Source organism: Paenibacillus tundrae, assembly GCF_030812775.1.
GTDB classification, from domain to species: Bacteria; Bacillota; Bacilli; order Paenibacillales; family Paenibacillaceae; genus Paenibacillus; species Paenibacillus tundrae_A.
Genome location: NZ_JAUSTI010000001.1, coordinates 563,557 through 587,751 on the forward strand (window position 1 = coordinate 563,557; position 24,195 = coordinate 587,751).

General features: G+C 41.6%; 33 protein-coding genes. 26 read left to right on the top strand and 7 right to left on the bottom strand.

From position 1 onward, the window contains the following. Window positions 1–36: 36 nt before the first annotated feature. Both proB and J2T19_RS02815 read right to left on the bottom strand, forming a co-directional pair. Complete coding sequence (gene proB / locus J2T19_RS02810; protein WP_307212920.1) at window positions 37–1,140, bottom strand: glutamate 5-kinase; 1,104 nt, start codon at window positions 1,138–1,140, stop codon at window positions 37–39. A 628-nt stretch (window positions 1,141–1,768) separates the two neighbouring features. Beyond that, a complete protein-coding gene (locus J2T19_RS02815) occupies window positions 1,769–2,977 on the bottom strand; it encodes a pyridoxal phosphate-dependent aminotransferase (protein WP_307212922.1) in 1,209 nt (402 codons plus the stop codon). Window positions 2,978–3,262: 285 nt separating this feature from the next. Here J2T19_RS02815 and J2T19_RS02820 point away from each other — a divergent pair, with 285 nt between their 5' ends. The 4 genes from J2T19_RS02820 to J2T19_RS02835 all read left to right on the top strand — a co-directional run bounded on the left by J2T19_RS02820 (window position 3,263) and on the right by J2T19_RS02835 (window position 7,336). Next, window positions 3,263–4,282, top strand: coding sequence for an ABC transporter substrate-binding protein (locus J2T19_RS02820; RefSeq protein WP_307212924.1), 1,020 nt, complete (start codon window positions 3,263–3,265; stop codon window positions 4,280–4,282). 212 nt (window positions 4,283–4,494) lie between these two features. Beyond that, on the top strand, window positions 4,495–6,150 hold the full coding sequence (locus tag J2T19_RS02825) for an ABC transporter substrate-binding protein (RefSeq protein WP_307212926.1): 1,656 nt from the start codon (window positions 4,495–4,497) through the stop codon (window positions 6,148–6,150). 100 nt (window positions 6,151–6,250) lie between these two features. Next, window positions 6,251–7,069 (top strand): carbon-nitrogen family hydrolase, encoded by an 819-nt coding sequence (locus tag J2T19_RS02830; RefSeq protein WP_307212928.1) that lies wholly within the window; start codon window positions 6,251–6,253, stop codon window positions 7,067–7,069. Window positions 7,070–7,150: 81 nt separating this feature from the next. Beyond that, window positions 7,151–7,336, top strand: a complete 186-nt coding sequence (locus tag J2T19_RS02835) for a hypothetical protein (protein ID WP_145047428.1) — start codon at window positions 7,151–7,153, stop codon at window positions 7,334–7,336. Between the two features lie 233 nt (window positions 7,337–7,569). Here the strand turns inward: J2T19_RS02835 and J2T19_RS02840 are convergent, their stop codons facing one another. From J2T19_RS02840 to J2T19_RS02855, 4 genes are all read right to left on the bottom strand, one after another. Next, window positions 7,570–8,493 (bottom strand): LysR family transcriptional regulator, encoded by a 924-nt coding sequence (locus J2T19_RS02840; protein ID WP_307212931.1) that lies wholly within the window; start codon window positions 8,491–8,493, stop codon window positions 7,570–7,572. Between the two features lie 285 nt (window positions 8,494–8,778). Then, a complete protein-coding gene (locus J2T19_RS02845; protein ID WP_307212933.1) occupies window positions 8,779–9,981 on the bottom strand; it encodes a tyrosine-type recombinase/integrase in 1,203 nt (400 codons plus the stop codon). A 35-nt stretch (window positions 9,982–10,016) separates the two neighbouring features. Next, window positions 10,017–11,156: an ImmA/IrrE family metallo-endopeptidase gene (locus J2T19_RS02850; protein WP_307212935.1), complete on the bottom strand. Its 1,140-nt coding sequence runs from the start codon at window positions 11,154–11,156 to the stop codon at window positions 10,017–10,019. Further along, window positions 11,140–11,541 carry a helix-turn-helix domain-containing protein gene (locus J2T19_RS02855; protein WP_307212937.1) on the bottom strand — a complete coding sequence of 134 codons (402 nt, stop codon included), beginning with the start codon at window positions 11,539–11,541 and terminating at the stop codon, window positions 11,140–11,142. The genes J2T19_RS02850 and J2T19_RS02855 overlap by 17 nt, the downstream gene beginning before the upstream one ends. A gap of 174 nt (window positions 11,542–11,715) precedes the next feature. On the opposite strand from J2T19_RS02855, the gene J2T19_RS02860 reads away from it, so the two are divergent. The 20 genes from J2T19_RS02860 (at window position 11,716) to J2T19_RS02950 (ending at window position 22,398) form a co-directional block, all read left to right on the top strand. Next, complete coding sequence (locus tag J2T19_RS02860; RefSeq protein WP_307212939.1) at window positions 11,716–11,958, top strand: helix-turn-helix domain-containing protein; 243 nt, start codon at window positions 11,716–11,718, stop codon at window positions 11,956–11,958. Between the two features lie 43 nt (window positions 11,959–12,001). Further along, entirely contained in the window at window positions 12,002–12,235 is a 234-nt protein-coding gene (locus tag J2T19_RS02865; protein ID WP_307212941.1) for a helix-turn-helix domain-containing protein, read from the top strand. After that, the gene (locus J2T19_RS02870; protein WP_307212942.1) at window positions 12,232–13,005 is read left to right on the top strand and encodes an ORF6C domain-containing protein; all 774 of its coding nucleotides are present in this window, start codon (window positions 12,232–12,234) and stop codon (window positions 13,003–13,005) included. Before J2T19_RS02865 ends, J2T19_RS02870 begins: the two co-directional genes overlap by 4 nt. Before the next feature lie 49 nt (window positions 13,006–13,054). Beyond that, window positions 13,055–13,600 (top strand): hypothetical protein, encoded by a 546-nt coding sequence (locus tag J2T19_RS02875; protein ID WP_307212944.1) that lies wholly within the window; start codon window positions 13,055–13,057, stop codon window positions 13,598–13,600. A 97-nt stretch (window positions 13,601–13,697) separates the two neighbouring features. After that, window positions 13,698–13,979 (top strand): hypothetical protein, encoded by a 282-nt coding sequence (locus J2T19_RS02880; RefSeq protein ID WP_307212946.1) that lies wholly within the window; start codon window positions 13,698–13,700, stop codon window positions 13,977–13,979. After that, window positions 13,976–14,446, top strand: a complete 471-nt coding sequence (locus J2T19_RS02885) for a helix-turn-helix domain-containing protein (protein ID WP_307212948.1) — start codon at window positions 13,976–13,978, stop codon at window positions 14,444–14,446. Before J2T19_RS02880 ends, J2T19_RS02885 begins: the two co-directional genes overlap by 4 nt. Then, complete coding sequence (locus tag J2T19_RS02890; protein WP_307212950.1) at window positions 14,443–14,658, top strand: hypothetical protein; 216 nt, start codon at window positions 14,443–14,445, stop codon at window positions 14,656–14,658. The genes J2T19_RS02885 and J2T19_RS02890 overlap by 4 nt, the downstream gene beginning before the upstream one ends. Before the next feature lie 143 nt (window positions 14,659–14,801). Then, window positions 14,802–15,185 carry a hypothetical protein gene (locus J2T19_RS02895; protein ID WP_307212952.1) on the top strand — a complete coding sequence of 128 codons (384 nt, stop codon included), beginning with the start codon at window positions 14,802–14,804 and terminating at the stop codon, window positions 15,183–15,185. Beyond that, on the top strand, window positions 15,175–15,498 hold the full coding sequence (locus tag J2T19_RS02900; RefSeq protein ID WP_307212953.1) for a hypothetical protein: 324 nt from the start codon (window positions 15,175–15,177) through the stop codon (window positions 15,496–15,498). The genes J2T19_RS02895 and J2T19_RS02900 overlap by 11 nt, the downstream gene beginning before the upstream one ends. A gap of 5 nt (window positions 15,499–15,503) precedes the next feature. Beyond that, window positions 15,504–16,526, top strand: coding sequence for a replication protein (locus J2T19_RS02905; protein WP_307212955.1), 1,023 nt, complete (start codon window positions 15,504–15,506; stop codon window positions 16,524–16,526). Beyond that, complete coding sequence (locus J2T19_RS28130) at window positions 16,456–16,764, top strand: replicative helicase loader/inhibitor (RefSeq protein ID WP_370874777.1); 309 nt, start codon at window positions 16,456–16,458, stop codon at window positions 16,762–16,764. The genes J2T19_RS02905 and J2T19_RS28130 overlap by 71 nt, the downstream gene beginning before the upstream one ends. Then, window positions 16,757–18,070 (top strand): replicative DNA helicase, encoded by a 1,314-nt coding sequence (gene dnaB, locus J2T19_RS02910; protein ID WP_307213151.1) that lies wholly within the window; start codon window positions 16,757–16,759, stop codon window positions 18,068–18,070. Before J2T19_RS28130 ends, dnaB begins: the two co-directional genes overlap by 8 nt. Before the next feature lie 19 nt (window positions 18,071–18,089). Next, a complete protein-coding gene (locus tag J2T19_RS02915; protein WP_307212957.1) occupies window positions 18,090–18,470 on the top strand; it encodes a hypothetical protein in 381 nt (126 codons plus the stop codon). Beyond that, window positions 18,442–18,876 carry a hypothetical protein gene (locus J2T19_RS02920; RefSeq protein WP_307212959.1) on the top strand — a complete coding sequence of 145 codons (435 nt, stop codon included), beginning with the start codon at window positions 18,442–18,444 and terminating at the stop codon, window positions 18,874–18,876. The genes J2T19_RS02915 and J2T19_RS02920 overlap by 29 nt, the downstream gene beginning before the upstream one ends. Window positions 18,877–18,994: 118 nt before the next feature. Beyond that, window positions 18,995–19,285: a hypothetical protein gene (locus tag J2T19_RS02925; RefSeq protein ID WP_307212961.1), complete on the top strand. Its 291-nt coding sequence runs from the start codon at window positions 18,995–18,997 to the stop codon at window positions 19,283–19,285. Further along, entirely contained in the window at window positions 19,278–19,484 is a 207-nt protein-coding gene (locus tag J2T19_RS02930; RefSeq protein WP_307212963.1) for a hypothetical protein, read from the top strand. Before J2T19_RS02925 ends, J2T19_RS02930 begins: the two co-directional genes overlap by 8 nt. Beyond that, entirely contained in the window at window positions 19,468–19,887 is a 420-nt protein-coding gene (locus J2T19_RS02935; RefSeq protein WP_307212965.1) for a hypothetical protein, read from the top strand. The genes J2T19_RS02930 and J2T19_RS02935 overlap by 17 nt, the downstream gene beginning before the upstream one ends. 468 nt (window positions 19,888–20,355) lie before the next feature. After that, the gene (locus J2T19_RS02940) at window positions 20,356–21,135 is read left to right on the top strand and encodes a hypothetical protein (RefSeq protein ID WP_307212967.1); all 780 of its coding nucleotides are present in this window, start codon (window positions 20,356–20,358) and stop codon (window positions 21,133–21,135) included. A 4-nt stretch (window positions 21,136–21,139) separates the two neighbouring features. Continuing rightward, window positions 21,140–21,739, top strand: a complete 600-nt coding sequence (locus J2T19_RS02945) for a hypothetical protein (protein WP_307212968.1) — start codon at window positions 21,140–21,142, stop codon at window positions 21,737–21,739. Then, the gene (locus J2T19_RS02950) at window positions 21,739–22,398 is read left to right on the top strand and encodes a hypothetical protein (protein ID WP_307212969.1); all 660 of its coding nucleotides are present in this window, start codon (window positions 21,739–21,741) and stop codon (window positions 22,396–22,398) included. The genes J2T19_RS02945 and J2T19_RS02950 overlap by 1 nt, the downstream gene beginning before the upstream one ends. 91 nt (window positions 22,399–22,489) lie before the next feature. Here J2T19_RS02950 and J2T19_RS02955 read toward each other — a convergent pair whose 3' ends face one another. Next, window positions 22,490–23,263 (bottom strand): TRADD-N-associated membrane domain-containing protein, encoded by a 774-nt coding sequence (locus J2T19_RS02955; RefSeq protein ID WP_307212970.1) that lies wholly within the window; start codon window positions 23,261–23,263, stop codon window positions 22,490–22,492. Between the two features lie 142 nt (window positions 23,264–23,405). On the opposite strand from J2T19_RS02955, the gene J2T19_RS02960 reads away from it, so the two are divergent. After that, complete coding sequence (locus J2T19_RS02960) at window positions 23,406–23,762, top strand: HNH endonuclease (RefSeq protein ID WP_307213152.1); 357 nt, start codon at window positions 23,406–23,408, stop codon at window positions 23,760–23,762. Further along, a complete protein-coding gene (locus J2T19_RS02965) occupies window positions 23,755–24,105 on the top strand; it encodes a hypothetical protein (RefSeq protein ID WP_307212971.1) in 351 nt (116 codons plus the stop codon). Before J2T19_RS02960 ends, J2T19_RS02965 begins: the two co-directional genes overlap by 8 nt. Window positions 24,106–24,195: the final 90 nt, after the last annotated feature.

The following is a 24,195-nucleotide window of genomic DNA, read 5'->3' on the forward strand; positions in this document are numbered from 1 at the left end:
TATAAAAATAAATCAACCTAAGGCTGTTACCCAGCCTTATTTCAAAGTAATCCACTCATCCCGATGGATAACCTCAAGTCGATGAATGCTATTTAATGTTTGGATAACCTCACCACTAGGTAGTCCTGCGATAAGTCGCAGTTGGTCATCATCGTAATTTACAATCCCACGGCCAAGTAGTGTATCATCAGGGCCAAGGACTTCAACGACATCACCGGCATGAAAAGTGCCAAGCACCCGCCGAACACCGACAGGTAGAAGACTGTGTCCGCCATGCACAAGAGCTTCCTCTGCACCAGCGTCTACAACGACGGTTCCAAGCGGAGTCGACATGAAGCCGAGCCATTGTTTCTTACGGGATAGAGCTGCAAGCTTGGTTTCGAAATAGGTTCCTTTCCCTGTGCCCTCCACAGCTTGAAGCATATCACCAGGCTCATTCACACGGCCAACAAAGACAGGCACGCCTCCACGTGTTGCTACTTTGGCTGCATCGACCTTAGAGCGCATGCCCCCTGTACCCACAGATGATCCGGAACCTCCTGCATAGGCATAAATCTCGGCTGTAATTTCTGTAATCCGATCGTATCGCGTAGCAGAAGGATCTTTGCGTGGATCTGCGGTGTAGAGGCCGTTGGTATCCGTCAGAATAACCAAGTGTTGCGCCTTCACTAGATTCGCGACCAGAGCAGACAATAGATCATTATCTCCAAATTTGAGCTCATCGACAGATACCGTATCATTCTCATTAAAGATCGGAATAACACCTTGTTTCAGCAATTCCTCCACGGTCATACCCGCGTTACCCATCCGTTTTCTACTATGAAAATCGGTTCGAGTCAAAAGAATTTGTGCCGTAGTAACGCGGTGTGCCGCAAAAGCCTGTTGATATGCTTGCATCAGCAAAGCCTGCCCAACAGCCGCCGCTGCTTGTTTCTCATGGAGCAATTTAGGGCGGTGTGCGTATCCGATCTCTCGGAATCCTGCGGCAACAGCGCCTGATGTGACGAGAAGCACTTCATGACCATTTTGCATCAACGCAGCAATTTCTCCAGCAAAAAATGCAATGGAATCGCGGTCGAGTCCGCCTTCTTCCGTAGTAAGCGAGCTACTACCAATCTTAACAACTATACGTGAGGACATGCTTTCACTTCCTTAAACATAATGAATGACTCGTTACAGAACAATGTTCAAAAAGTATCGTATCGAGAACGGATTAGAAGCTCGTAAACTCTCATCCATGCTTCGTCATCCAATGCGAATTTATGAACAAGCTCTTAAAGGAAAATCTATACAGGTACAAAAAAAACTCCCGCCCTTTTTGTTATAAAAAGGACGAAAGTTTGTTACTTCCGCGGTACCACCTTTATTGATGAGTGTATCATCCGGCTTAATGCCCTGTAACAGAAGGCACTGTCCTATTCATATCATGTTTGTTCAAAAAGTTCACCAGTTTCATCCCATCTTATCGATAGCATAAACGGTATATTTGAACACGCATATATAAAAACAGGCCGCTCAGGGGTAGGTTTCGGAGAGAAGTCACGGTAAATTCTTGCAGCCTCATGGAATTTACTCTCTGTGCGTGTCTTGTTCCTCTCGTACTGGTCCCGTCATCACGTTTCGTTCAATATTTCTCTATAACATACCATGGAAACTCCCCAGATGCAAAGGGATATACAGCTTATAATGCTTCCCATTTCTAGCTCCGTTCCATCTTCTCGGATTGAAAGTCAATCGATCTCAATACAAGCGATAAAAGGTACGATTATTACTTAAATAAGTTGAGCTTACCAATCCGCTCTACAGCTTCTCGTAACCGTGTCTCATCACTCAATAGCCCAGCACGAACATAACCTTCGCCATGCGTACCGAAGCCAATTCCAGGGGCTACAGCGACCTTGGCTTCTCGTAGGAGTAGGTCGGCAAAAGTAGAAGACGTGAAACCTTCAGGCACAGGCAGCCAACTGAAGAATGAACCACTTGGCTTGGCAGCTTGCCAACCGATATGCTCAAGTGCATCATAAAACGCATTGCGACGAGATTCATACCGTGCTACTAGATCGGTGACACATTGCTGAGAGGAGGTCAATGCTGCTGCTGCAGCCGATTGAATACCACCGAACAGACTGACATAAATGTGATCCTGTAATAGATTAATTTTCGAGATAATGTCCGCATTCCCAAGGGCGAAACCCACACGCCATCCAGCCATATTATACGTTTTGGATAGGGTGTAGAATTCAATTCCGACTTCCTTAGCCCCTGGTGCTTGGAGGAAGCTCACAGGACGGTGCCCATCGTATCCGATTGCACCATAGGCAAAGTCACTAGCTACAACAATCTGATTTTGAACAGCAAATTCCACCGTATCTTCATAGAAAGAAAGAGGAGCTGTGGCAGATGTCGGGTTGTTCGGATAGTTCAGATACATTAGCTTAGCCTTTGCTCTGTCCTCAGCCGAGATTGCTTCGTAGTCAGGCAAAAAAGCATTGGACTCCAGTAGTGGCATAAAATGCATATGTGCTTTGGCAAGAGCTACACCAGACCAATAATCGGGGTATCCCGGATCTGGAACCAAACACACGTCACCTGGATTAAGTAACACTTGCGGTAATTGAACGAGACCCGTTTTGCCACCAAATAGAATAGCAACTTCTGTGTCTGGATCAAGATCGACATTGTAATCTTCCTTATATCGCTTCGCAATCGCTTCCTTCAAGAAGGAATATCCACTGAATGGTGAGTATTTGTGATAGAGCGGGTTTTCAGCCGATTCCTGCAACGTTTTTACGATATGAGGTGGCGTTGGTGTATCGGGATTACCTTGTCCAAGATTAATGACATCATGTCCAGCGTTAATTTCGCGATTCACATTCTGCACAAGACTTGCGAAGAACTGTGTAGGCAACTGTGTCATTACATCAGATGTAGGTATCGTAAAGGCTGAGCGACCTGAATGTTGCTGTGGTTTCGTCATTAGTATCATCACTCCGGTTATTTAAAAATGGAAATAAGTATTCATTAATTTATCACGTCAATCCCGAGCTGTATAGAGGGAAAAGAGCACTGATGATTCCAAACTACGTGGTTGTTTCGGGTTTTTGTACAAAACGAAAAGTAGAAATTTACGTTTGTCCATTGAGCGCGGAGGAGGAATTGTTTTATGATACACTCGATAATGATAATCAATATCATTAATAAGGTTGATTTTTCTTTTACAGAGAAATAAAGTACATGAACAGATCTAGGGGGAGAAATGGGAATGAAAAAGGGTATACGAAATACGGCAGTTCTATTGACACTAACATGGCTATCTATGCTTCTACTTGCTTGTGGCAACGAGGCATCGACTTCTACAGCCAATTCATCAGAACAGTCTAGCACAGCCAGTGAGGCACAGTCCGGTACAACAGCAGAGAGTGATCAAGCAGCGACTTCAGCTAGTAACGAAGAAGCTCAAACTCGGATATTTACAGATTGGACAGGCCATCAGGTAGAAATTCCAGTAACACCAAAACGAGTGATTTACCATGGTGAGGTTACAGGAGATCTTCTGGCGCTCGGCGTGGTACCTGTGGGCATACTTCGTCAAGAAGGAACCGTGTATGATGATCAAGTTACAGAAGCTGAGGACGTGGGATTCCCGATTAGTGTAGAGAAGTCTCTCTCTCTTAACCCGGATCTCATTATTTTCTCCAACAGTGATGAGAACCAATATGAGGCAATCTCTAAGGTAGCACCAACAGTAACATTTGATTCGTTTGCAACCATTGAAGATAGAATGCGCACATTAGGTGATATGTTGAACAAAAAGGAAGAAGCCGAAGCGTGGATCACAGCCCACCAGCAAGCGACTGAAGCGATGTGGCAACAACTTCATGAAAATGGATTAGAAGCGGATGAGACCGCATCGGTGTTCACGATGTATCCGGGTAATCGATTATTCGTAATGGCGGGTGCAGGATTACCTCAATTGTTGTATGGATCAGGTGGTATGAAGCCAACAGCTGAAATCCAGAAGGTATTGGATGAAGGGTTAGGCTTTGCTGAGATTTCAACAGAGAAACTGCCAGAATTCGCAGGTGATCGAATCTTTATCCTAAATCCTGTACCAGAGGAAGCGAAACAATCAACCAAAGAACTGCTTGATAGCTCAGTGTGGAAGAACCTGCCTGCGGTGAAAGCAGGTCACGTGTACCAATTTGATATTGTCAAAGCTTCAAGTGATGCGGTCTCTAGAGAGTGGCTTTTGAAAGAACTTCCTAAACAGATCACGCCATAAGATACGGAAACAGCTCTAATTTCATATCAAAGTACGAAATACTGTTAAATCATTAGTTGTGACCACTCACACATGAAGAACATTCAACATTTTTGTTGATATGTTCTTTTTGTTGTATGGATTCATGCGATGTTCTGGATTCGTGGGCATACCTACGATATAATCAAAAGTATGATGAAATGATAATTATTCTCAATATAGGTGAATGAACGATGTATATAAATGATGAGGTGAACCCAATGTCTGTGTCGAAGCAGGTTGAGGGCACGCTGTTCTTTTCGGCATTTATGTTCCGGTTTGGTAGTATAGAGCAGCATAATGAGCAGCCGGAACAAAGGATGCTGGAAAAGGATTGCCGAAAACATACATTTTTGATTTGTGAGGAAGGTACGGGACGTCTGTATATAGGTCACAAGCAGTATGTATTTTCATCCGGCAAGATCTATCCCCTGGCACCAGGCGAGAGCTATCAGATTGAACATGATGATAAGCAAGCTCTACATTATGTGGCGGTTGAGTATGATGTATTTCATGTGTTAACAGATGATCCAGAATTATATACGCGTTCATTATTTGAGCATCGTAACAAACTAGGGGGTTATGCATACGCTCAGTTAAGCGGGATTCTAGAATCCATGCTTCCTATGCGTGAATATCGTACAGACAGCGAATATGCTAGGTTGAATGTGCAATTTCAGAAGCTGATGGGGATGATGATCACCAGATATACTTCATTGGAGACGGAACTGAGTCCAGGAGGAAAAGTAAACAGCACGATAAAGTATGTGGACGAGCATTACGCTGAGGAGATCACTGTACAAAAACTTGCAAAGCTGGCCGGGCTGCGGCCTGCTCAATACACGACGTTGTTTAGAGAGCTCACAGGACGTAAGCCACTGGATTATGTGAATCATGTGCGAATCCAAATCGCCAAAGAATGGCTAGGCAAATCCGATGAACCACTGAGAGATATTGCAAGTAGGGTTGGTTTTAAGGATGAATACTATTTCAGCAGACGTTTTCGCCAATCCACAGGTTTCGCTCCTCGCCAATATGACCGATCTCTTCAGCGTCAGACACTTGTTCAAGACTTCTCTTCTCATGATGTGAATATTCCAGCCGTTCCTGAACGCATTATGTATTACGGGGAATCGGTAGGAGATATGCTGATCATGGATCTTCCGATACTGAATCAACGAGCATATGATGCGGTGCAGCCGATTAATGTAGAAGAAACCGTGGAGATGAAGCCAGACTTAATCATTTTTGACAGCAGCGATGAACAGCAATTTGAACAATTCTCCCGGATTGCACCGACACTTGCGTATAACTCTCATGCGACACTAAGCGATCGTATCCACATGATCGGAAGTTGGTTTGGTAAATATGCTGAGGCAGAGCAATGGTGGTTGACGTATACCGAAAATGAGATGAACATGTGGCAAAAGCTCCAGGCATTCATTCAACCAGGGGAAACCGCTTCAGTCTTTGTCTATCACCGCGGGGCGCGATTATTCGTGATGGGTAACATTGGACTTGCTCCAATGTTATATCATCCCCTCGGCTTCAAGCCAGTTGCAAAAGTACAGGAAGCGTTGGCTGCAGGCAGAGCCTATAAAGAAATTGCTGCTGAGGCGTTGCACCAATATGCTGGAGACCGTGTGTTTCTTATGTTACCTGAAGATCCCGTTGCAAGACAGGCGACGGAAGCTTTAATGCAGAGTGCTGCTTGGCAAGGGCTGAGCGCAGTGAAAAATGGTCACGTATATCCGCTTGAAGAAACGATATGGAACTTGGGTGATGCACGTACCCGTATGAATCTATTGAGCCTGCTGCCCGAACTGTTAGGTCGTCGTTCTGATAGGTAGTCAAAAGCGGACTTTTGGAACAACCTCTAAAAGTGCACTTGCAGTCGTCAGGATGATCAAGCTATGATATCCAATATTACATTTCGGAGGAGCGCTGGTCATGACACAACAACAAGGAGAAATGCGAGTAGCCTTGATACAAGCTGATATTCAATTAGGAGATCCAGAGGCTAATCATCAACATATGCAATCATTGCTTGAGCGGGCAGTGGAACAATATCCTGATCTGGGCTTGGCTGTATTGCCTGAGATGTGGAATACAGGCTACGCTTTGGAGCAAATTCATGAACTGGCTGACCCTGAGGGGGAACATTCGCGAGCATGGTTATCTGCTTTTGCCAAAAAGCATCAAATCTCAATTGTTGGTGGTTCCATTGCAGAGAAACGCAAAGGTGAAATTTACAATACGATGTACGCTTATGATCGAGAAGGTCGTGAAGTGACACGTTATGATAAACTGCATTTATTCCGATTGATGGATGAAGAGAAGTATTTGCATCCTGGTGCAGAACCGGAGATTTTTGAGTTGGAAAATGGTCTTACAGCAGGGGCTTCCATCTGTTATGATATTCGCTTCCCGGAGCTTGCGAGGACATTAGCTCTGAATGGGGCTAAAGCTCTGATCGTACCAGCCGAATGGCCAAAACCTCGTCTGCATCACTGGCGCACACTTCTGACGGCTAGAGCCATCGAGAATCAGATGTATGTGATCGCTTGTAATCGTGTAGGACTGGGCGGAGATACGGAATTCTTCGGTCATTCTCTCATTATCGACCCTTGGGGGGAGATTGTAGCTGAGGGCGGAGAAGGTGAGGAGATCGTGACGGGAATGATACGTCCCTCCCTGGTTGATGAGGTTCGTGGACGTATTCCGGTATTTGAGGATCGGAGACCGGGGCTTTACTTTCGTGAAAAATAAATAAATATTGAGAATAAGTGTTTATCCTCTCCGTGGACGGGTAATGATAACTATCCCGTCACCAAGGAGGATGATCAATCAATGGACAACCATGTGAAAGATACGCTCAGGAGACTGGAACAGGATAACACAAGGGTAGATCACTTAAGACAATTCTTAGAGAATGGTGCAGGAGGGCTATCACCCCCTGAACAAGGAACGCCAGATGAAGGACGTCTGGTGAATCAGCAGAACAGGTTGACGAGTGATCGTAATTTACGTAAATAAACCGCCAGATCGAAACGACCTATGTACGTTTCTACGTTAACTTAGATGATTAAACAATAAACGTGTGAAACATTGTGCTCGAACAGTGCAACACGCTCGAATAAGCTGAAGAATGCCTTGTCGTAATAGCCAAGCGCTGTATGTAATAAAAGGGAAGACCCTAAGGTCTTCCCTTTTATTTGTCTTGAGTAAAGTGTAAGTCAACGCAGCACTGTACTCAGATTGATAGATGACTAATGATTACCTTCAGATAGCTTTGCAACTGTCTGCTTGAAGGTGTGGATAAAGGCTTCAGCCGCTTTGGATAATACTCGTCCCTGACGATACGCAACAACTAAAGTACGGCTCGGGACAGGCTCAGCCAGAGGCACATACACCGGTACAAATTCACTGCGAGGTGCTCGTGCGATAAAGCGCGGAACCAGAGTAATACCCATGCCTGTGGCTACGAGGGATTGTACGGTTTCAATGTTATTACTCTCGAACACGACATTGGGATCGAAACCAGCCTGTTCACAGAGGTCAAAGGTTAGTTTGCGGAAACCTTGTCCTTTCTTCAAGACAACAAAAGACTCTTCACGAAGCTCCTCCATCCTTACGGGAATGGGGTTGGCAGGATCACCTCGCTGTGCTAATGGATGCGTTGGAGGTACGGCCAAGTCAATTCGTTCCTCACCGATCACAACATAGGATAAACTTGGTTCTTGTAGCGGAAGGGATAACAAGCTAAGATCGGCTTTGCCGCTTGCCGTTAGTTTCTCTAGCGTAAGACCCGAGTCCTCCAGCAACGTTACTTCAATCTCAGGATAGGTTTGTTGAAATGCAGGCAGAACATGAGGTAGTAGATGGGAGCCGGTAATTGGCATACTGCCTACAACGACTTTGCCTTTACGAAGTTGCGAAATGTCTGACATTTCCTGTCTGAGCAGTTCAACCGCATCTACGATTTTCTGAGCCTGTTCAACAAAGGTAACCCCAGCATGGGTCAGTTCCACTGTGCTCGTATTTCGTTGAAAAAGGAGCACGCCCAATTCTTTTTCTAATTTGGATAATTGCTGGCTTAACGAGGGTTGTGCGATATGTAGCTTCTCTGCTGCACGGGAAAAATTTCGTTCTGCCGCAATCTGCAACGTATATTGGAGCTGTCTAAATTCCATCGTCATTGGTCATTCCTTTCATCATTGCCACTATTATATCACCCTCAAGTCGTTTAATCCTTTTTTGCTAAAATACATTGACACAATCCGTTTAGAAACGTATCATAAGTTTATGATAATGATAATTGTTATCAATTATAACCTCTGCTGCGAGCAGTGGTTTATTTGGTTTTTCCTCGTTATAGGTTAATCCTATTACATCTATAGATATCAAGCAGTGTAAAACATTGCTGTGTAAGCTTTTTTAGAGTGGTAGTTTCGTAAATGGGGACGAATTGGGGACTCTTAATTAATGTCTTTGTTTGGTTTATTAAACATATCATCGAACTTGTTAGCTGCATCGTGATCAGCTTTGCGAAAAACGTGACCATACACATTCATTGTTATTGCTATGTCTGAATGACCTAAGCGTTCTGAAATGACTTTCGAATGTACTCCCTGATTAATTAGCAAGGATGCTGATGTATGTCTTAAAGCGTGAAATTTGATGGGACGTAATCCATGTTTACGTACAAAGTTGTGCCATCTATTTGAAACATATTCTGGCCCGAATGGAGAACCAGACGAAGTAGTGAAGACAAACTGATGTTCTAAACTACCTTTCCACTCCGAACCCATTTTATCAATATTGATAACTGTCTGCTTGCGCAAGTTTTTCAATAGATCCACTACAACTTTAGGGATCGATACTTTCCGATTGGCATCCGCTGTTTTCGGTGGTGTTATGGCTTTTTGGGTTTCCTTTGTGTATACCATCTGTTGTTCAATTTCAATGATTCCTTTATCTAAGTTAATATGCTTCCATTCGAGTCCACAAATTTCACCTCGTCGCATACCTGTTGTTATTGCTAGGGTAACGATTGCCTTCCAAACCAAAGGTTGAGACTCCAATATTGTTAAAAGTTCTTTGCTCTCCTCCTCATCATAACACTCAGCTTTAACTTTAATTTTTTTCGGATATTTTAATCCATGCATAGGGGATTCTTTTATCACCTTCCAGGTTACAGCGACACCAAAGACATTTCGTAATACTCTATGGAGAGAAATAAGAGTAGAGGATGACAGCTCACCTTTATAACTGAAAAGTCTTTTCTCTGGATCCTCGATATCACTAAAATACTGTACAATATGCATTGTTTTGATATCACTCATCTTTTTGTTACCAAAATGGGGAAGTAGTAGAGTAAACAGATACTCGTTCAGTTCAGTTGTTTTCGGAGCATATTTTTTACCCTTAGCAAATTTAACTCTCCATTCATCAATAAAAGTTGCGAACATCATTTTTTCAGGAGCGATATATTGTCCAGACTCTACTTCCATTTTAAACTTAACTAATTCCTCATTAAGCCTTTCATCCAATTTCTTAGGTGATAGTTTTTCATTGATGCGAATCGTTTTCTTTTCGCGTAACCGTTTCCCGTTAGAATCGTAACCTGCTTCAACAGTCAACCTCCAAGAATTGGTTCCGCGAGCTTCAATAGATGCCATTATTCGTACTCCTTTCAGTAAGTTAGCAGTTCATCCTAGAATGGTATCTCATCTAAAACTTTCAAATGTCGTGCTGTACGTTCTCTTTTTTCTTCTTCATATTCCATCTCTGCTTCCATTTCAACTTCTTCATCAAGATGCTCAAGGTAACTTTTGTGTTCTTGCTTTTTCCCATGTTTATATTCTAGCTCCCAATAGGGAAGTAAATCATTCTCATAAAAGGTTGTTGCATGACCACATTTGGTACAAAATCTTGCGTCACCATCAGCTAGTTCATCACAAATGACTTCAGGTTTTCCATTCCAATATTCTTTATTATTACAACGGTTTACCACATGAACGCCGCATATTTTGCAATAATCATTTCCGTTAATTTCTTCATTACTACATTTCGGGCATATTATGGCTCTACTGAATTCATCGAGCTTCACTTTTTCATATTTCATATCAAATTCAACCCTTTTATTATAGATTTTTTTGGATGCACATACCGGGCAATAAGTGGGGTTAGTCTTTATGAAGTTATGTTTACATTTATTACAATAATGCTCGTTGTTTATAAGAAAAATGAAGTCTGAATATTTTTTTACTAAGTAATCTCTAGGATTATGCGTCCTACCTAATGCAGTGCCTTTACTAAAAAAACTTAGGATGTTTTTAGCGGCAAGCAATGAAATATCAAACCAATTGCTTAGATCCTTAGCGTTGAATTTTTTGAGGGCATAAAGAACACTTGAAGGAACTAATAAAGATCGAGCAAAGCAATCTGCTTCTTGTTCGAATGATTTGTACTGATCTTTTGTAAGAGAACTTCTAGAGATTATTGTCTTGTTAGAAATTTCATTGTGCCGAAGAATGTAATGACCAATTTCGTGGGCAATTGTCCAACGTTTTCTACCAGGCGAAGAGATTTTTTCGTTATACAGTATCAAATACTGGTGATTTTTTTTTTGATAATAACAACAGCCCTCTTCACTTTCGGCGAATATACAAACCTCTTCGAATGTCATATTTCTTTTTTTTGCAAACCAAGTGTAAGTTCTAATTTTTAAATTCTCAAATTCCTTTGCCATTTCCTTAACTTTTATGGGGAAATTGTCGGCTGGTATTTCTCTCAACAAACTGTATGCTGACATTTCTGCTTTCTTAAAATCTGGTTTAAATATCATCATCATCCTCATAATCCTCTTCATTGAAGGCATCTTCAAAGGCTGCATCTAAAATTTTTACTGCCTTTTCTAAAACATCTGGAGATACCTTCCTAGCAAATCTTTCGATTTTTCGATAATTCTTGTCTAAAGGAGCATCTCCTTCATCAGATGTAGTATCATTCGGTTCATCAGTTCTCCCTAACAAATAGTCTAAAGATACATTGAAGAATACCGAGAGATGCCTAACAGTATCAAGACGAGGATCTCCAAGATCGTTTTCCCATTTTGAGATCATGCCTTTATTTATAGTTGTATTGAACTTTTGATTAAGTTTTTCTGCCAGTTCATCTTGTGAAAGTTTGTGTTTATTACGTAAACTTTTAATAATTTTCCCTATTGGTTGACTCATCTCAATTCTCCTAATTATTCAATTTAGAACTGTCTAAACTCATAATAATGTACGGGTTTCGAAAAAGCAACTTTTCTTTAGAAATCTAGCAATAAAGTTATTGACATTGAAACTATAGACGGATATACTCACCTCACAAGGTTTCGAAACAGAAACCAGAAAGGGGTGAAGCAAATGAAGCAGACAAAGCGAAGACATATCCCATACACCAAATTTAAAGCTTATTTAGATGAATGTGGTGTTCAACAGAAATATGTTGCTGAAATGCTAGGTAAATCACCGTCTGCATTTAATCAAAATCTTAATGGTACAGGCGGAGATTTTTCGATCGCTGAGTTAAGAGTTCTTTGTGAGAATTTCAAAATTAGTGCTGATGATTATTTTTTACGTCCTGAGGTTTCTAATAAGAAACTTTAGTTGTTTTAAATCTATATTTTGGCTTGAGAGGGGCGATTGCATCATGGAAGTTACTATTGATCAAACACGCTTTACTGTTCCTGAAGCGGCAAGATATTTAGGGATGTCTGAGGACACGGTTCGTGTTCTCTGCAGAGAAAAAAAACTTCCGCATTACAGAGCTGGGGGATCAAACTCTACCAAGGCTAAGATTTTATTTAGAGTTGAAACCTTGGACAAGTGGATGGATCAACAGGAAAAAGAAAATTGCATTGGTTGGGAAGGAGAAAGAGTATGAGTGGAATTTATCCAGTAGAACAGAAGCTTGTTTCTTTTAACGGAGATGAACTTCTTGGAGTAAAGGCGAATGACGGGAAAGTTTACGTAGGGGTTAAGTGGGTCTGTGAAGGTCTTGGTTTGTCGGAAGGCCAAATGAAAAGTGAACGCAAAAAGATTCAAGAGGACGTAGTCCTTAAACATGGGGGGTCACGATATTTCGTCCTCCCTACAAATGGCGGCAATCAGGAAGTATTGGTTATTGAATTGGATTTCCTCCCACTTTGGTTAGCTAAAATATCCATCACACCAAGCATGCTAGTTCATCAACCAGACGTGGCAGACAAGCTTGTGAAGTATCAACTAAAGGCAAAAGATGTCTTGGCCGCAGCATTTATCCATAACGGTTTTAACTACAATGACCTAAGTCCTGAGCTTCAAGCAATCTTTGTAGTTGATAAGAAAATGCAAAACTTGGATTCCAGAGTGGAGCATTTAGAGAATCACACGACTATTGATTATGCTCAACAACGGTTGTTACGGAAGGCTGGTAATGCAAAAGTTGTTGGTGTTCTTGGCGGCAAGAAGTCGGCAGCATATAAAAATAATAGCATTCGGAGTAGCGTTTATTCCGCATTATGGAATGATTATCAAGAATTTTTCAGCGTAGCATCATACTGTAACACATATACAAAGGACATTAACCGTGGGTTGCAATATGTGCCGCACTGGACACCGCCAACGAACCTATTGAGACAGATTGAAGAAGCGAACGGCCAAACATTATTTTAACCGATACCAAATAACATGCGGCACTGATCCGCACTAAAGGAGAAAACAAATGACAATTACAAAACTAAGCAATGCTGAATTCGGGGAAGTCCTTCATCTATTCGAGGTTATGGAAAAACATTCAATGCCGTGTTCATTGGAGCTTAAGTTGCGCGAGGATGCAGATCCATTCATGAGCATTGTAAGCCAGCCTATTAAAACCGATTTTGTGGAAAGAACGGCGGATGAGGGTGGAGATGCAATGCAAATTGATTTGGGAGAAACCAGTCTTTTGTTCAGCGTATGCGAGTCCTACGGCAAGGAAATCACCAAATCACAGATTTCATTGTGCATTGCAAATGAGACGTATGCAGCATGGTTCAATACTGGGGAAATGTCGCCAGAAGCTATTGCAGATGCTCATAACTACATTGAAGATATCGAATTCGAGGATGAGGTAATGGCCGTAGACGTTCATTCTGATGATTTTGAAGCCGCTTTGATTTGGTTGACTGATCGTATCCGTGAAGGACGTGTCATTAAAAACGTAAAGGTACTTGAAGATGACAATCAGATTCTTACTGTGGGCTACTCGAACAAGGCGGAGCGAGTATGACGCTTCCTGAATTAGCACGCCTATGGTTTGGTAATCCGTTACAGCATGCAATCATAGTTCGTAATATTCAAAAACAATCTAAAGGAGCTAACAAACAATGATTTTATCCCAACAGGAAATTGCATTTATCCTCTTTCTACGTACGCTAGATTTTGATGATTTGTCTGATGCTTGTTATGGAATCAGCAAAGAAAGTAAAGAGGCACGGCGGAATGGAATTGAGCAAACGTATCTCGGTACTAATCCTGTAAGTGCAGCTGGTTGGATTGATCGTGCGCTTAAATTAGACAAGCTGCAGGAACTGCTTGGGCTGGCGAACGAGGATTATCGCAAAATGATTGACCCGCCACTTGGCGAGGAAGGCGAGGTGCTTCAATGATCGGAGCTGACGGAATCTCTATTGCTCAAAAATTGACGTTGAAGGAAGCCAGAGAAAACTTCGGATACACGGTTGAGGAAGCGGCTAATAAAACTGGTATTTCCGCAAGTAGAATCCGCAAGCTTGAGAAGGATGCCAGTTCAGCAGCAATTGATGAGTTTGTCAAGCTGTGCACTTATTACGGTACAGGCTACAACCACGTATACGCAGGAGATGCCACAGATGTTCATTCAGCCAGACAGGCGGTTAGACGAACGGACTTCCACCATATCACGCTGATAACTCAATTAAAATACAGACTGTCAGAATTAAGTGAAATTGTGGACACTGACGCGATGTACTCAAGGGACGAAATCTCAAATGGAATTAGAGAAGTGTTTCAGGAACTGCATGAGTATGAAGCGATTTTACTCAAGCCGTTCTTGGACAACCCTAAAAATATATGTGTGGGAGGTAAGGCGGTATGACACAGGAACAGCATACGGAACTGATGGCTTACTGGGAGCTGAAGAAAGAGTTGTTGGACATCATCTATCTTGTAAGTTCTGATGAGAATTACACGAAAGATCAGATGAACAAAGATATTACTAAAGTGCTAAGTATTGTTGATGTGCGCGAAAAAGAAGCCATGTCAGCCATTACATCGGCGTACACAGCTTCTGTTAGTCATCTTAGATAATCAATCATGGTTGCCTTAATCTAAACTCTTGCCGGAGACGTTAAGGCAATCAAAACCAAAGGGGCATCCCTTCGCGCCGATTATAACACCATGTTTTCGATATGCGCAAGTGGTGCCCTCAAAATTGAGAGGAGAAAACAACAATGATCATCCCAGCAAAAATAGAAAAATTGAACCGTGCTGACAAGGTAAGTGCTCTGCGAACTCGTATTCAGGATCGGGGTGTTTTCCCTGTTCTTAGCGGGTTTCATCATGAGTTAAACGGCGCACGACTGAAATATAAAAAAGAAGTTTGGACTTATCTATTAGGTTTAGTTTGCGAAGCTATCCGAGGTCTGCCACAAGTAGCTGGAAGCAATATTAAGGTAGCTCCTGGATATAAGGAAGACACGGACACGGCTTTTATTACCGCATGGCCGGAAGGATCAGAAGCAACGCATGTTTGGTATAGCCAGCCTGTATCAGTTAATAGATTTGAAATCATTTCAGCCCAATACGATTGGGAGGGTGAGAGTCTTGGAATCTAATGGTGTGAATGTTGAAGTGAATACTGTCGGCAGCGAAGTCATTCGCTCTCTTTCTCGACCTTACAAGACGGATGCTGAATTCGATGGGAAATATCATCATGTAGGCTTCCAATGGTGGACTTATGACATTTGGAGCAGTGGGTTTCAAGCTTCTATGCTGACCCATTTGGAATATTTGGATCGTGAAGAATTATATGAGTTTGTCGCTCAGTTACTTCGGCGAATTTGTGATAATAAACAGCCTAAAGGCGAAGCGCTGCGCGGATTGTTGGAGGCTGCCTTCGGTACGCAAGATTCAAGGAAGAGTAGGTGAGACGGGTGACCGACTCTCGCAAGAAGAACGGATTTGTAGGGATTGCCAACCAGATTTGGGATGAGGTCATTCGTCGGGATTTTACTAAGCGCCAGAAGGATATTTTGCTGTTTCTTTGGCGCTTATCTTATGGGTGCAATCAGGCAACGGCAATGGTTCCGATGCTGAAAGACTTTTCCCTATGTGGAGTTGGTAAAACGAACATCACTAACGAACTTAAATATCTTGAGAATTGTAACGTGATTGCTTGGCAGCGTGGAGACAATGAATTTTCGTTTAACGAGGATTTTGCATATTGGCAAGTTTCTCCGGTTAGAGGGTGGGACGACGAAAGGTTCAAAGAGTTGATCGGAATCAACCTTGCTCAGGCTAAAAGAAACAAAGAAAAAGTTATCAAATCAATAACTGAGCAGAGTGCGGAAGAGTTATCAAAACAAGAACTGCAAGAGGTTGACGGAGTTATTGTAACGATAACCGAAAACGAAAACGAGTTATTAAAACAAGAACCAGCAGTTATTGAAACAATAACTGCAAAACCCCTTGAATCCATACAGGACGCGGCTTCCAAGCCTCCTAAAGACAATTTAAAGACATTAAAAGATAAAGACATTAAAGATATGGTCATTTCGGACTTTGAATTGTTCTGGAACTCATACCCGAGAAAGGTTTCGAAAAAGGGTGCTGAAAACATGTGGGACAGGGCGATAAAAGCGAAGGTTGATCCTAAACTATTAATCCAATGTTCTGAGCACTATGCACAACACTGTTTAATCAACCGAACAGAAAGCAATTTCATCATGCATGGTTCGACTTTTTTAAACCCGAAGAACGAACGGTATGCCGATTTTACAGAAGCACCGAAGATTACGGCAGTTGTTCCGGTAGCGAATGATCAAAGTAACACCCGGGCAAGTCGAAATAAATCTCTTTTACAAAAACGGATGGAGGGCATACGCAATGGACAATCAACAGGTACTGAGCATTTTGGCGGTAGTGGTTACAGCTTACCCCACGGTAGAACTGACTGACGAAATGGCAACGCTTTGGGAACAGATGCTTTCAGACGTGACATTTGAATCTGCACAACGGAGTTTGAAGCAACACATTAAGACATCAAAGTGGCCACCGACGATAGCGGATATCCGAGCTAACACATCAACGGCAAACGATATCCTTCGGATAGAAACCCAGCAATGTTTCGCGCTTATTGACTCTTGGGAAAGGGGTGTTGTACCGCTTCTTAAAGACGGTGAGACGAATGACTAACCTTTACAACCTACAGGCTGAACAGGCGGTAATAGGGAGCTTGCTTCTGGATCGATCAGGAGACAACACGTCACTTGCTGTAGCGTTGCTTACCCCCCAAGACTTTTCATCACAGCATCGGATTATCTTTGAATCGGTCATCTTGCTACACGAATCAGAAAAGCCAGTTGACCTGGTTACGCTTTATGCCGATCTGGAGACACGAGGTGTCACAGAAGACATTGGCGGCATTGACTATCTTGGAAATTTGGTTAACGCAGTACCAACTGCAGGAAACGCAAAAGAGTACATTTCGATTGTGCAGACACTTGGCACGAAGCGTCAGACTATTTTGTTCTTGGACGAGCAAAGAAAACAGCTTGAAGAAACTTCCGATCCGCTTGAAGTTGTGGCAAATATCAAGGCCGGGGCAGAGGAATTGTCCGAACGTTCTTCTTCCGATCGGGGCATGATCAGAATCAGTGAAGTCATGGACGGTCATGACGATGATCTGGACACCCGAAGTAAATCCAAAGGGATAACCGGTGTGCCTACTTGTGGATATGACCTAAACAAGCTTACAGGTGGCAGGCAGAAGCAAGATTTAATCATTGTGGCAGCTAGACCATCAGTTGGTAAAACGGCTTTTATGCTTAATAACTCCAAGGCTGCTGCAAGTCACGGGGTAGCCACCGGGATATTCAGTTTAGAGATGCCAGGCAAGAAATTGGGCGAACGATTGCTTGCAAACATAGGGAATCTGGATGGAACCATGTTAAGGACTGGATTGTTGAGTCCGGAAAAATGGGGGGATTACACAGACGCCCGTATGCTTCTGGACGCGCTGCCCATTGTAATTGACGATACACCAGGCATCACTATCCAGCAGATAGCAGCCAAGACAAAACAGCTCAAAAAGGAATATGGGGAAATCTTTATTCAGATTGATTACCTCCAGTTGATCAGTTCAGGGAAAACCTTCTCAAGCCGTGAACAGGAGATAGCCTATATTAGCCGCTATTTGAAACAGATTGCCCGAGACAATGATTGTCCGGTAGAAGTGCTGTCCCAGCTCAGCAGGGGCGTAGAGCAGCGGCAGGACAAGCGTCCAATGATGTCTGATCTTCGGGAGTCCGGTTCGATTGAGCAGGATGCAGATGAAATTGACTTCTTGTACCGGGATGATTATTACAACGCCGAGACAGAGAAGAAAAATATTGTGGAAATCATTGTTGCCAAGGGTCGGAATACAGGAACAGGCATCGCGGAAATGGCGTACTTGAAGAACTACAGCAAGTTCGTGAATCTGGATCGAATGCAGTATTGATTAGAAAGGTGGGGTGAATGTGACAGCAGATCCTTTGGAGATTGAAAACAACGTTAGACTCATCATGCGATATCAGATCATTTTAATCAGCCATTTGGAAAATGCGCTTAAAAACGGAAACATCGACGAACACACATTCACCCGCCTAAAAAGTCAGGGGTGTATAGCTCAAACACAGGATGAGATTTTGGATCATTTTGAACGGATATTCGGTGAGCTGGTGAGCTATCATCAGGAACGTTTGCGGGAACGGGTGATAAAGGGTGCAGCGTTTATTGATGGGCTTGCCCCTGACGATCCACGCCGAATTCTTGCTTTGGAAAAATACGATGGGCTATGCAAGCAGCTCAAGGAAAGCGAGGAAAGGGAGAATGGACGAAACGACAGCAATGACACCTAAAGATGCAGCTAACCAGTTTCATGAGTTGGTCAAGTACATTAAGGCTGAATTTGATAGTACGTTATCCTGCATAGCATTTTGTGATGGTGAAGCTACGGATTTATCCCATGCATTTGAATTTCTAGGTTCAGAAGATGTGAACCCAGAAGAGTTGATGCGCCAATATCAGGCGAATAGAAGAACGCGCCGTCGTGCCAAGGAAGCGAATGAACAATGGCGTGTTCTGCATGAGATTGTCGTCCGGCTTGGATTGCTGCATGAATTGAGCCAGGGCAAACGTGAAATCCGATCAGTCATCAAAACGCAAGCGGCACGGCATTATACCGTGAGAAGTCGCGAGGATCTTCAAAACCATTTCGATAGAGCGAAGTTGAGGCACACTGTTAATACAGGAACAGACGTGTAGACGAACGCAAAGTGTGCATAGAGCGTTTGGGGATGTTAAGACACCGACCACCACCTATAAATGCCGTGGCGATACCGCAGAATCGCCCTGCGATGAAATTGAAGGGGAGAGATTAGCGATGAAGAGCATAAATGATGTAAAACGGAAGCTCGCAATGACTAGAACACGCTATCCAGCCATGCTGATGGACAAGCTGGAAGATTCGTACATTGAGAACGATCAGCTTCGGAAGGAACTTCAACAAGTTCATGCATATCGGAAAAGCTTGGTCAGACTCATGAGGGAAGTTACAGACATTCTGAATCTTAAAGGGAAATCCTATAGCCAGGACTTGGCTCTTGAACGTATATACAGATGGTTGCATGAGAATAAGCCAGCAGAGCAGGAAGGTGAAGCAGCTCATGAGTAACGATATGGTAACAGCCCGTACCCAATGGGCATGGACGGAAAAAGCAGAGAGCGAGAACCCTACACGCTCTCGAGCTGGGGAACCGATTTGGCCTCAGTATACGAAGAATGCACCAAAGGCATGGTTAGATAAAGGATTGATTCAAGATGCTTCGGAAGTGGTCACAGAAGGCCAAGCGACTCTTGATGATTATATGTGACAAAGTGCAAAAGGGGGATCATATGGACGCTGTAGAACAATTAGAAATGTTTCCAAGCGCCTCTGATAAGGATGCCGAAGCCACAATTAAACTGCTCCGCGAAGATTACCCCCAATGGAAAGCAAGTAAAAGCGTGTTTGAAACGATGAGGGTATTGACGCCAGAGCAGCAAGGCAAATATGATGCCTACAATGAGAAAATCAACGTAGTTGACATGGCGATCCGCACAATCAAAGATGATGAAGCCCGGCGCATTATTGAACATCGGTTCATCAAAGGTGGGAAATGGAAGAACACTGTAATTAGATTCCGGAATATGATGAGTGAAAGAACAGTAGATCGGCGCATTGCAGAAGGAATTAGAAGTGTCGCCAATACGTTGAAAGACTGTGGAATCATATAAACCTTAAAATATTGACGGTTAATTGACTGTATCATGACAATCATATGACGGTTAATGCAAATTAAAGTAGGGACATAGGGCTTTTGCCCGGGTGTCCCTGCTACCCCTTATCACAGTAGGACTCGGCCGTGCTGTGGGACTGACCTGTCCTTAGACGTGAATCGTCAAGGGTGCTGTGCGAGGAATGGGGGTAAGATCACTCCATTTTTTTTACATATTTTTAATGCGAAGATATAACCATGCGATATATATATAGGAATGCTCTGGATGATAAACGGTGCTATGCAACGTGTTTTTGTTTGTAAGCTCAATAGGATTTAAGGAATAGGTATAAAGAACTTGATTAAACTGGTTTAAGATGGTAATTTTCATGGACAATATAGCCAATATATGTTTTATTTACAATATGAATAACTCATCTTGTAATGAAAATGGGGCATGTAAATGGCTACTCTATTTATATATAAAATGTCTGATCAGTTAGATATGTTTCTGTTTGATGAGAATGGGATCTTATCGATGCCTAAATTAACTGAAACTATGGAACAAAGAATATCGCCTAACCAGAATGGGTTAATAAGTGGTGAAGGATTCACTAACATAACAACTTTTGTATACGATAATGTACATTGTTTAGAATGTTATTGCACAACAGAAAGTAGCCTTGGTTATTATTATCAAGCGAGGCTTGAACAGGGGAATGTCACTGCGGAAAAAGTTCAACATTCATATTTCAGCAAATCTAATGTGAAATTGACATCTGATGGTAACCTTATTATTAAGTTCGACTGGACATCTGAAGAAAAGGCAAAATCACGCGTTAAAGAAATGATTCAATCTATAGGGGTAGAACTAGAATCTTTTAAAATAACTGATGGAATGTTGAGACATATTCAAGGCCAATATCATTGGACATCAGCAAAAATTGACCAAATCTTTAAAGTTGGAGACAAAACAAAAAAAGTGTCTTATACGATCGATCCATCTGATACAGATTCAAGATCACTTGTTGATGAAGAATACAAGGATCATGGTAACATGTGCCACTTGGCTTTTGAAATGCCGTTTGATTATGAGCATAGGCATAGAGATACTCCTTCTTTAATAAACGTAAAGTTATATAGAGAAGGCGGTCATCGAATTGTTATTAATGAAGATGAGTTTGGAAATAATGGAGATCTAAATATCTTCCAGATATATTTAATGAACGAATTGCTTAAAATCAAAAATGAGTCCGACGGGATGTGAAGACATGAAATTCACTTTATTCTCAGTGGATACAAACAATGACTTTAGAAAAACAAAAAACTTAATTAAATTTTTGTCTGATGATGATATAAGTATATTTCATTTTGCTGAAATCGATGATCATTTGACTCACGTGGTATTCAATCTTAAAGATGAATACTTATTCGGGACAAAAATATCAGGTCATCATATGAATATGCCTGTAAGTCAATATATAAATGCTTTTTACGATGACAAAAGCAATTTGGTCTTTTTAGAATTCATTAACGATAAATACATTGACGTGATACAGAAATTTTTAGAACAAGAAGAGATTAAGATTATTAGTTACCAATTGACTAACGAGGTCATTATTAGTGTATTAGAAAAACTTAATGGTTTTATAAAAAATATAGAATTATACGATAACGATAGAGAGGAAGTTGTTTATGAATCCGTAAAAAGGGAGATTATACTCAATCAAATTAAAAATGAAAATTTAATAATATCCTATTTACTAATGCTCAGCGATTCCAATTTCATATCTTTATCAAGAACTGGAGTCGTATCTATTAACAACAATGATATTAAGACTCTGACTAAATTTGTAGGGGCCTTTTCTTAATGTATAGAATAATAAATGTTATAGCTGTTATTATGGCTGCCGTTCTTGGGGCGATACTGGGAGGAGAATACAAGGATCCTCTTCATTTATTAGGACTTGTCACAATCATAGCATATGCAGTAATTGTTGATACCTTAATTAGAGAGCATGAAAAGAAAAATGCTGACTTGGAGACCAAGGAAACAGATCTAGAAAGTAAAAATGAGCAACTAGGAAAAACCAAACAGCAACTTAGTGACAGTACAATAAGACTATCCCAACTCTTATTACAATCCAATCAAAGTGGTGAAAATCGTATGTATTTAGCGGTTTTTCCATCAACATCAGGAATAATTTCTTGTTCTTCACCAATTGAGATTCATGTTGTTCTTAATACACCTTTCGATATTCAACCGGCACCTGATATAAAACTTATTACAAAAGAACGTTGGAAAAGCATAAAAGCTGATGGGAATATTGTTCCGCCGTTAAAATATGCAAATCAATTTGAATATACAGTTTCCAGTTCGCGTAATAGAAGTTTACAAAATCATCTGAATAAATATTTTGTTTATAAGTTAGAAATAGAATTTCCTAAAGCCGGAATGTTTGAGTTCATAATAGAAGCGAAATCCAACGAGTTTATTTCTACCATTAGTAATAATATTGAAGTTGCTTAAAAACCTACTGTTAATCAGTAGGTTTTTATTTGGATTAGGAGGTTTAGTTTTTATGAAAGATAACGATTAGTTTAAAAAACATCTAATTAAATTAAGTGGTTTTTGTTAATTCTTTTCTTAATATGCTTGATAAATCATTGAGAGATGCATCAACACCACCGATTTTTAATGCGAGTTGAGCTTTTACTATTGATTTGAGTAACGGGTCATCAATTGATTCAATTAGTTTAATTGCTTCCTCTCTTTCTTTGTCAAGGCGTAACCTATCGTATAGCTCAGTAGCTCTCTGACGGGTTTGCTCAGCTTGTTTGAAAAACAGAGCCGCTATTAAGTCAATTGTCACGCCAGGCAAAGTACCGACAATTTTTTCGTATACATTCAGTGACTCGCTTAGAAACAAACTTATGATTATAAATAGGAGACCTATTATTGCAGCTACAGCACTAAACCAGAATTGGATACTTGCTTGTCGTAGTGCTTGCTTGTGATAATTTTCTATCAAACCTTCGACTAGACTCCATGTATTTTTCTTTTGTGTAATTTCTGATTTAAGCTTTCCTAATTCATTTTGGAGCTTATGTATAGCTTGATTTTGTTTATCTATACGATCTATTAGTTCAGAATTATTTGAGATTTCTAATTCGGATAATTGGATTTTTTGAGTTTCTAATAGTTCTACGGTTTCGACTTCCATTTCAGAAGAATGAATTAAGTCAGCAATTTTTTCAATCTGATTATCTAATGTTCCTCTCTCTTTTTCTGCTCTGGCATTAAAAAGGTGGGCCATTATTACAAAGAATATGGACATGAAAACGGTAGATAATCCAGAAATAATCTGAGGGAAATCGCTGAGGAAATATTTCATACTTGTTGCTCCTTAAAATTTAGTATCTTTAATATAACATCTGAATTTAAAAAGTGAAAAGATTGACACAGAATTTAACCGCCCATAAAGGCGACCTTTTTGTTTCTGGAAAGGTGGGTAACATTGGAAGGAGTTGAGCGTGATACCACTTAAACGATTCTGTGGTAAGCAGGGATGCAAGGAGACAATCACAGAGGGTAGATACTGCAAAGCACACCAAGACCAAGTACATAGCTATGACCAGCATAGGGGGACGGCAGCCGAGCGCGGATATGATAGCCGATGGCGTAAAGCCAGAGAAGGATACCTAAAGAAGCATCCGCTGTGTGTCACTCACTGGGAGCAGGGCTATGTACAGGCCGCAACAGTAGTCGATCATATCAAACCACATAGGGGAGATAAGACGCTGTTCTGGGATCGAAGAAACTGGCAAGGACTATGCAAGCAATGTCACGATGTCAAGACAGCTAAAGAGGATGGGGGCTTTGGTAATGGCTAAGCAGATGAAGTTGGTCTGTATGGAATGTGAGAATGTACAGACAGGCTGGACGAATGAAGACGGTACTGTATGCAATGAATGTGGCGGTAAGGTTGATCCAGTTGGATACTTTGATGGTCAAGGCAGCTACATCTCTTATGGACATAAGGAGCGAAACCACCACGACATAGTGATTAACATCAATGTAGCCCCATGGTTAGAGGTTCTAACACAAAGCTTGCCCAAAGCATTTGAAGAGGCTGTCAAGGCAGGCATGCCAGTCCAGGTTGCCCATAGAGCATGTGATGAGATGATAAGACGCGTTGTTACCACAGCCATAACCACAGACTCAGGACAAGGGTAGGGGGGTCGAATCTCTGAAAACCTTTCGGCTGATAGACCGCGTCGGACTTATTTCGCGTAAAAACTCGTTTTATAATATTTTCGGCGTTTA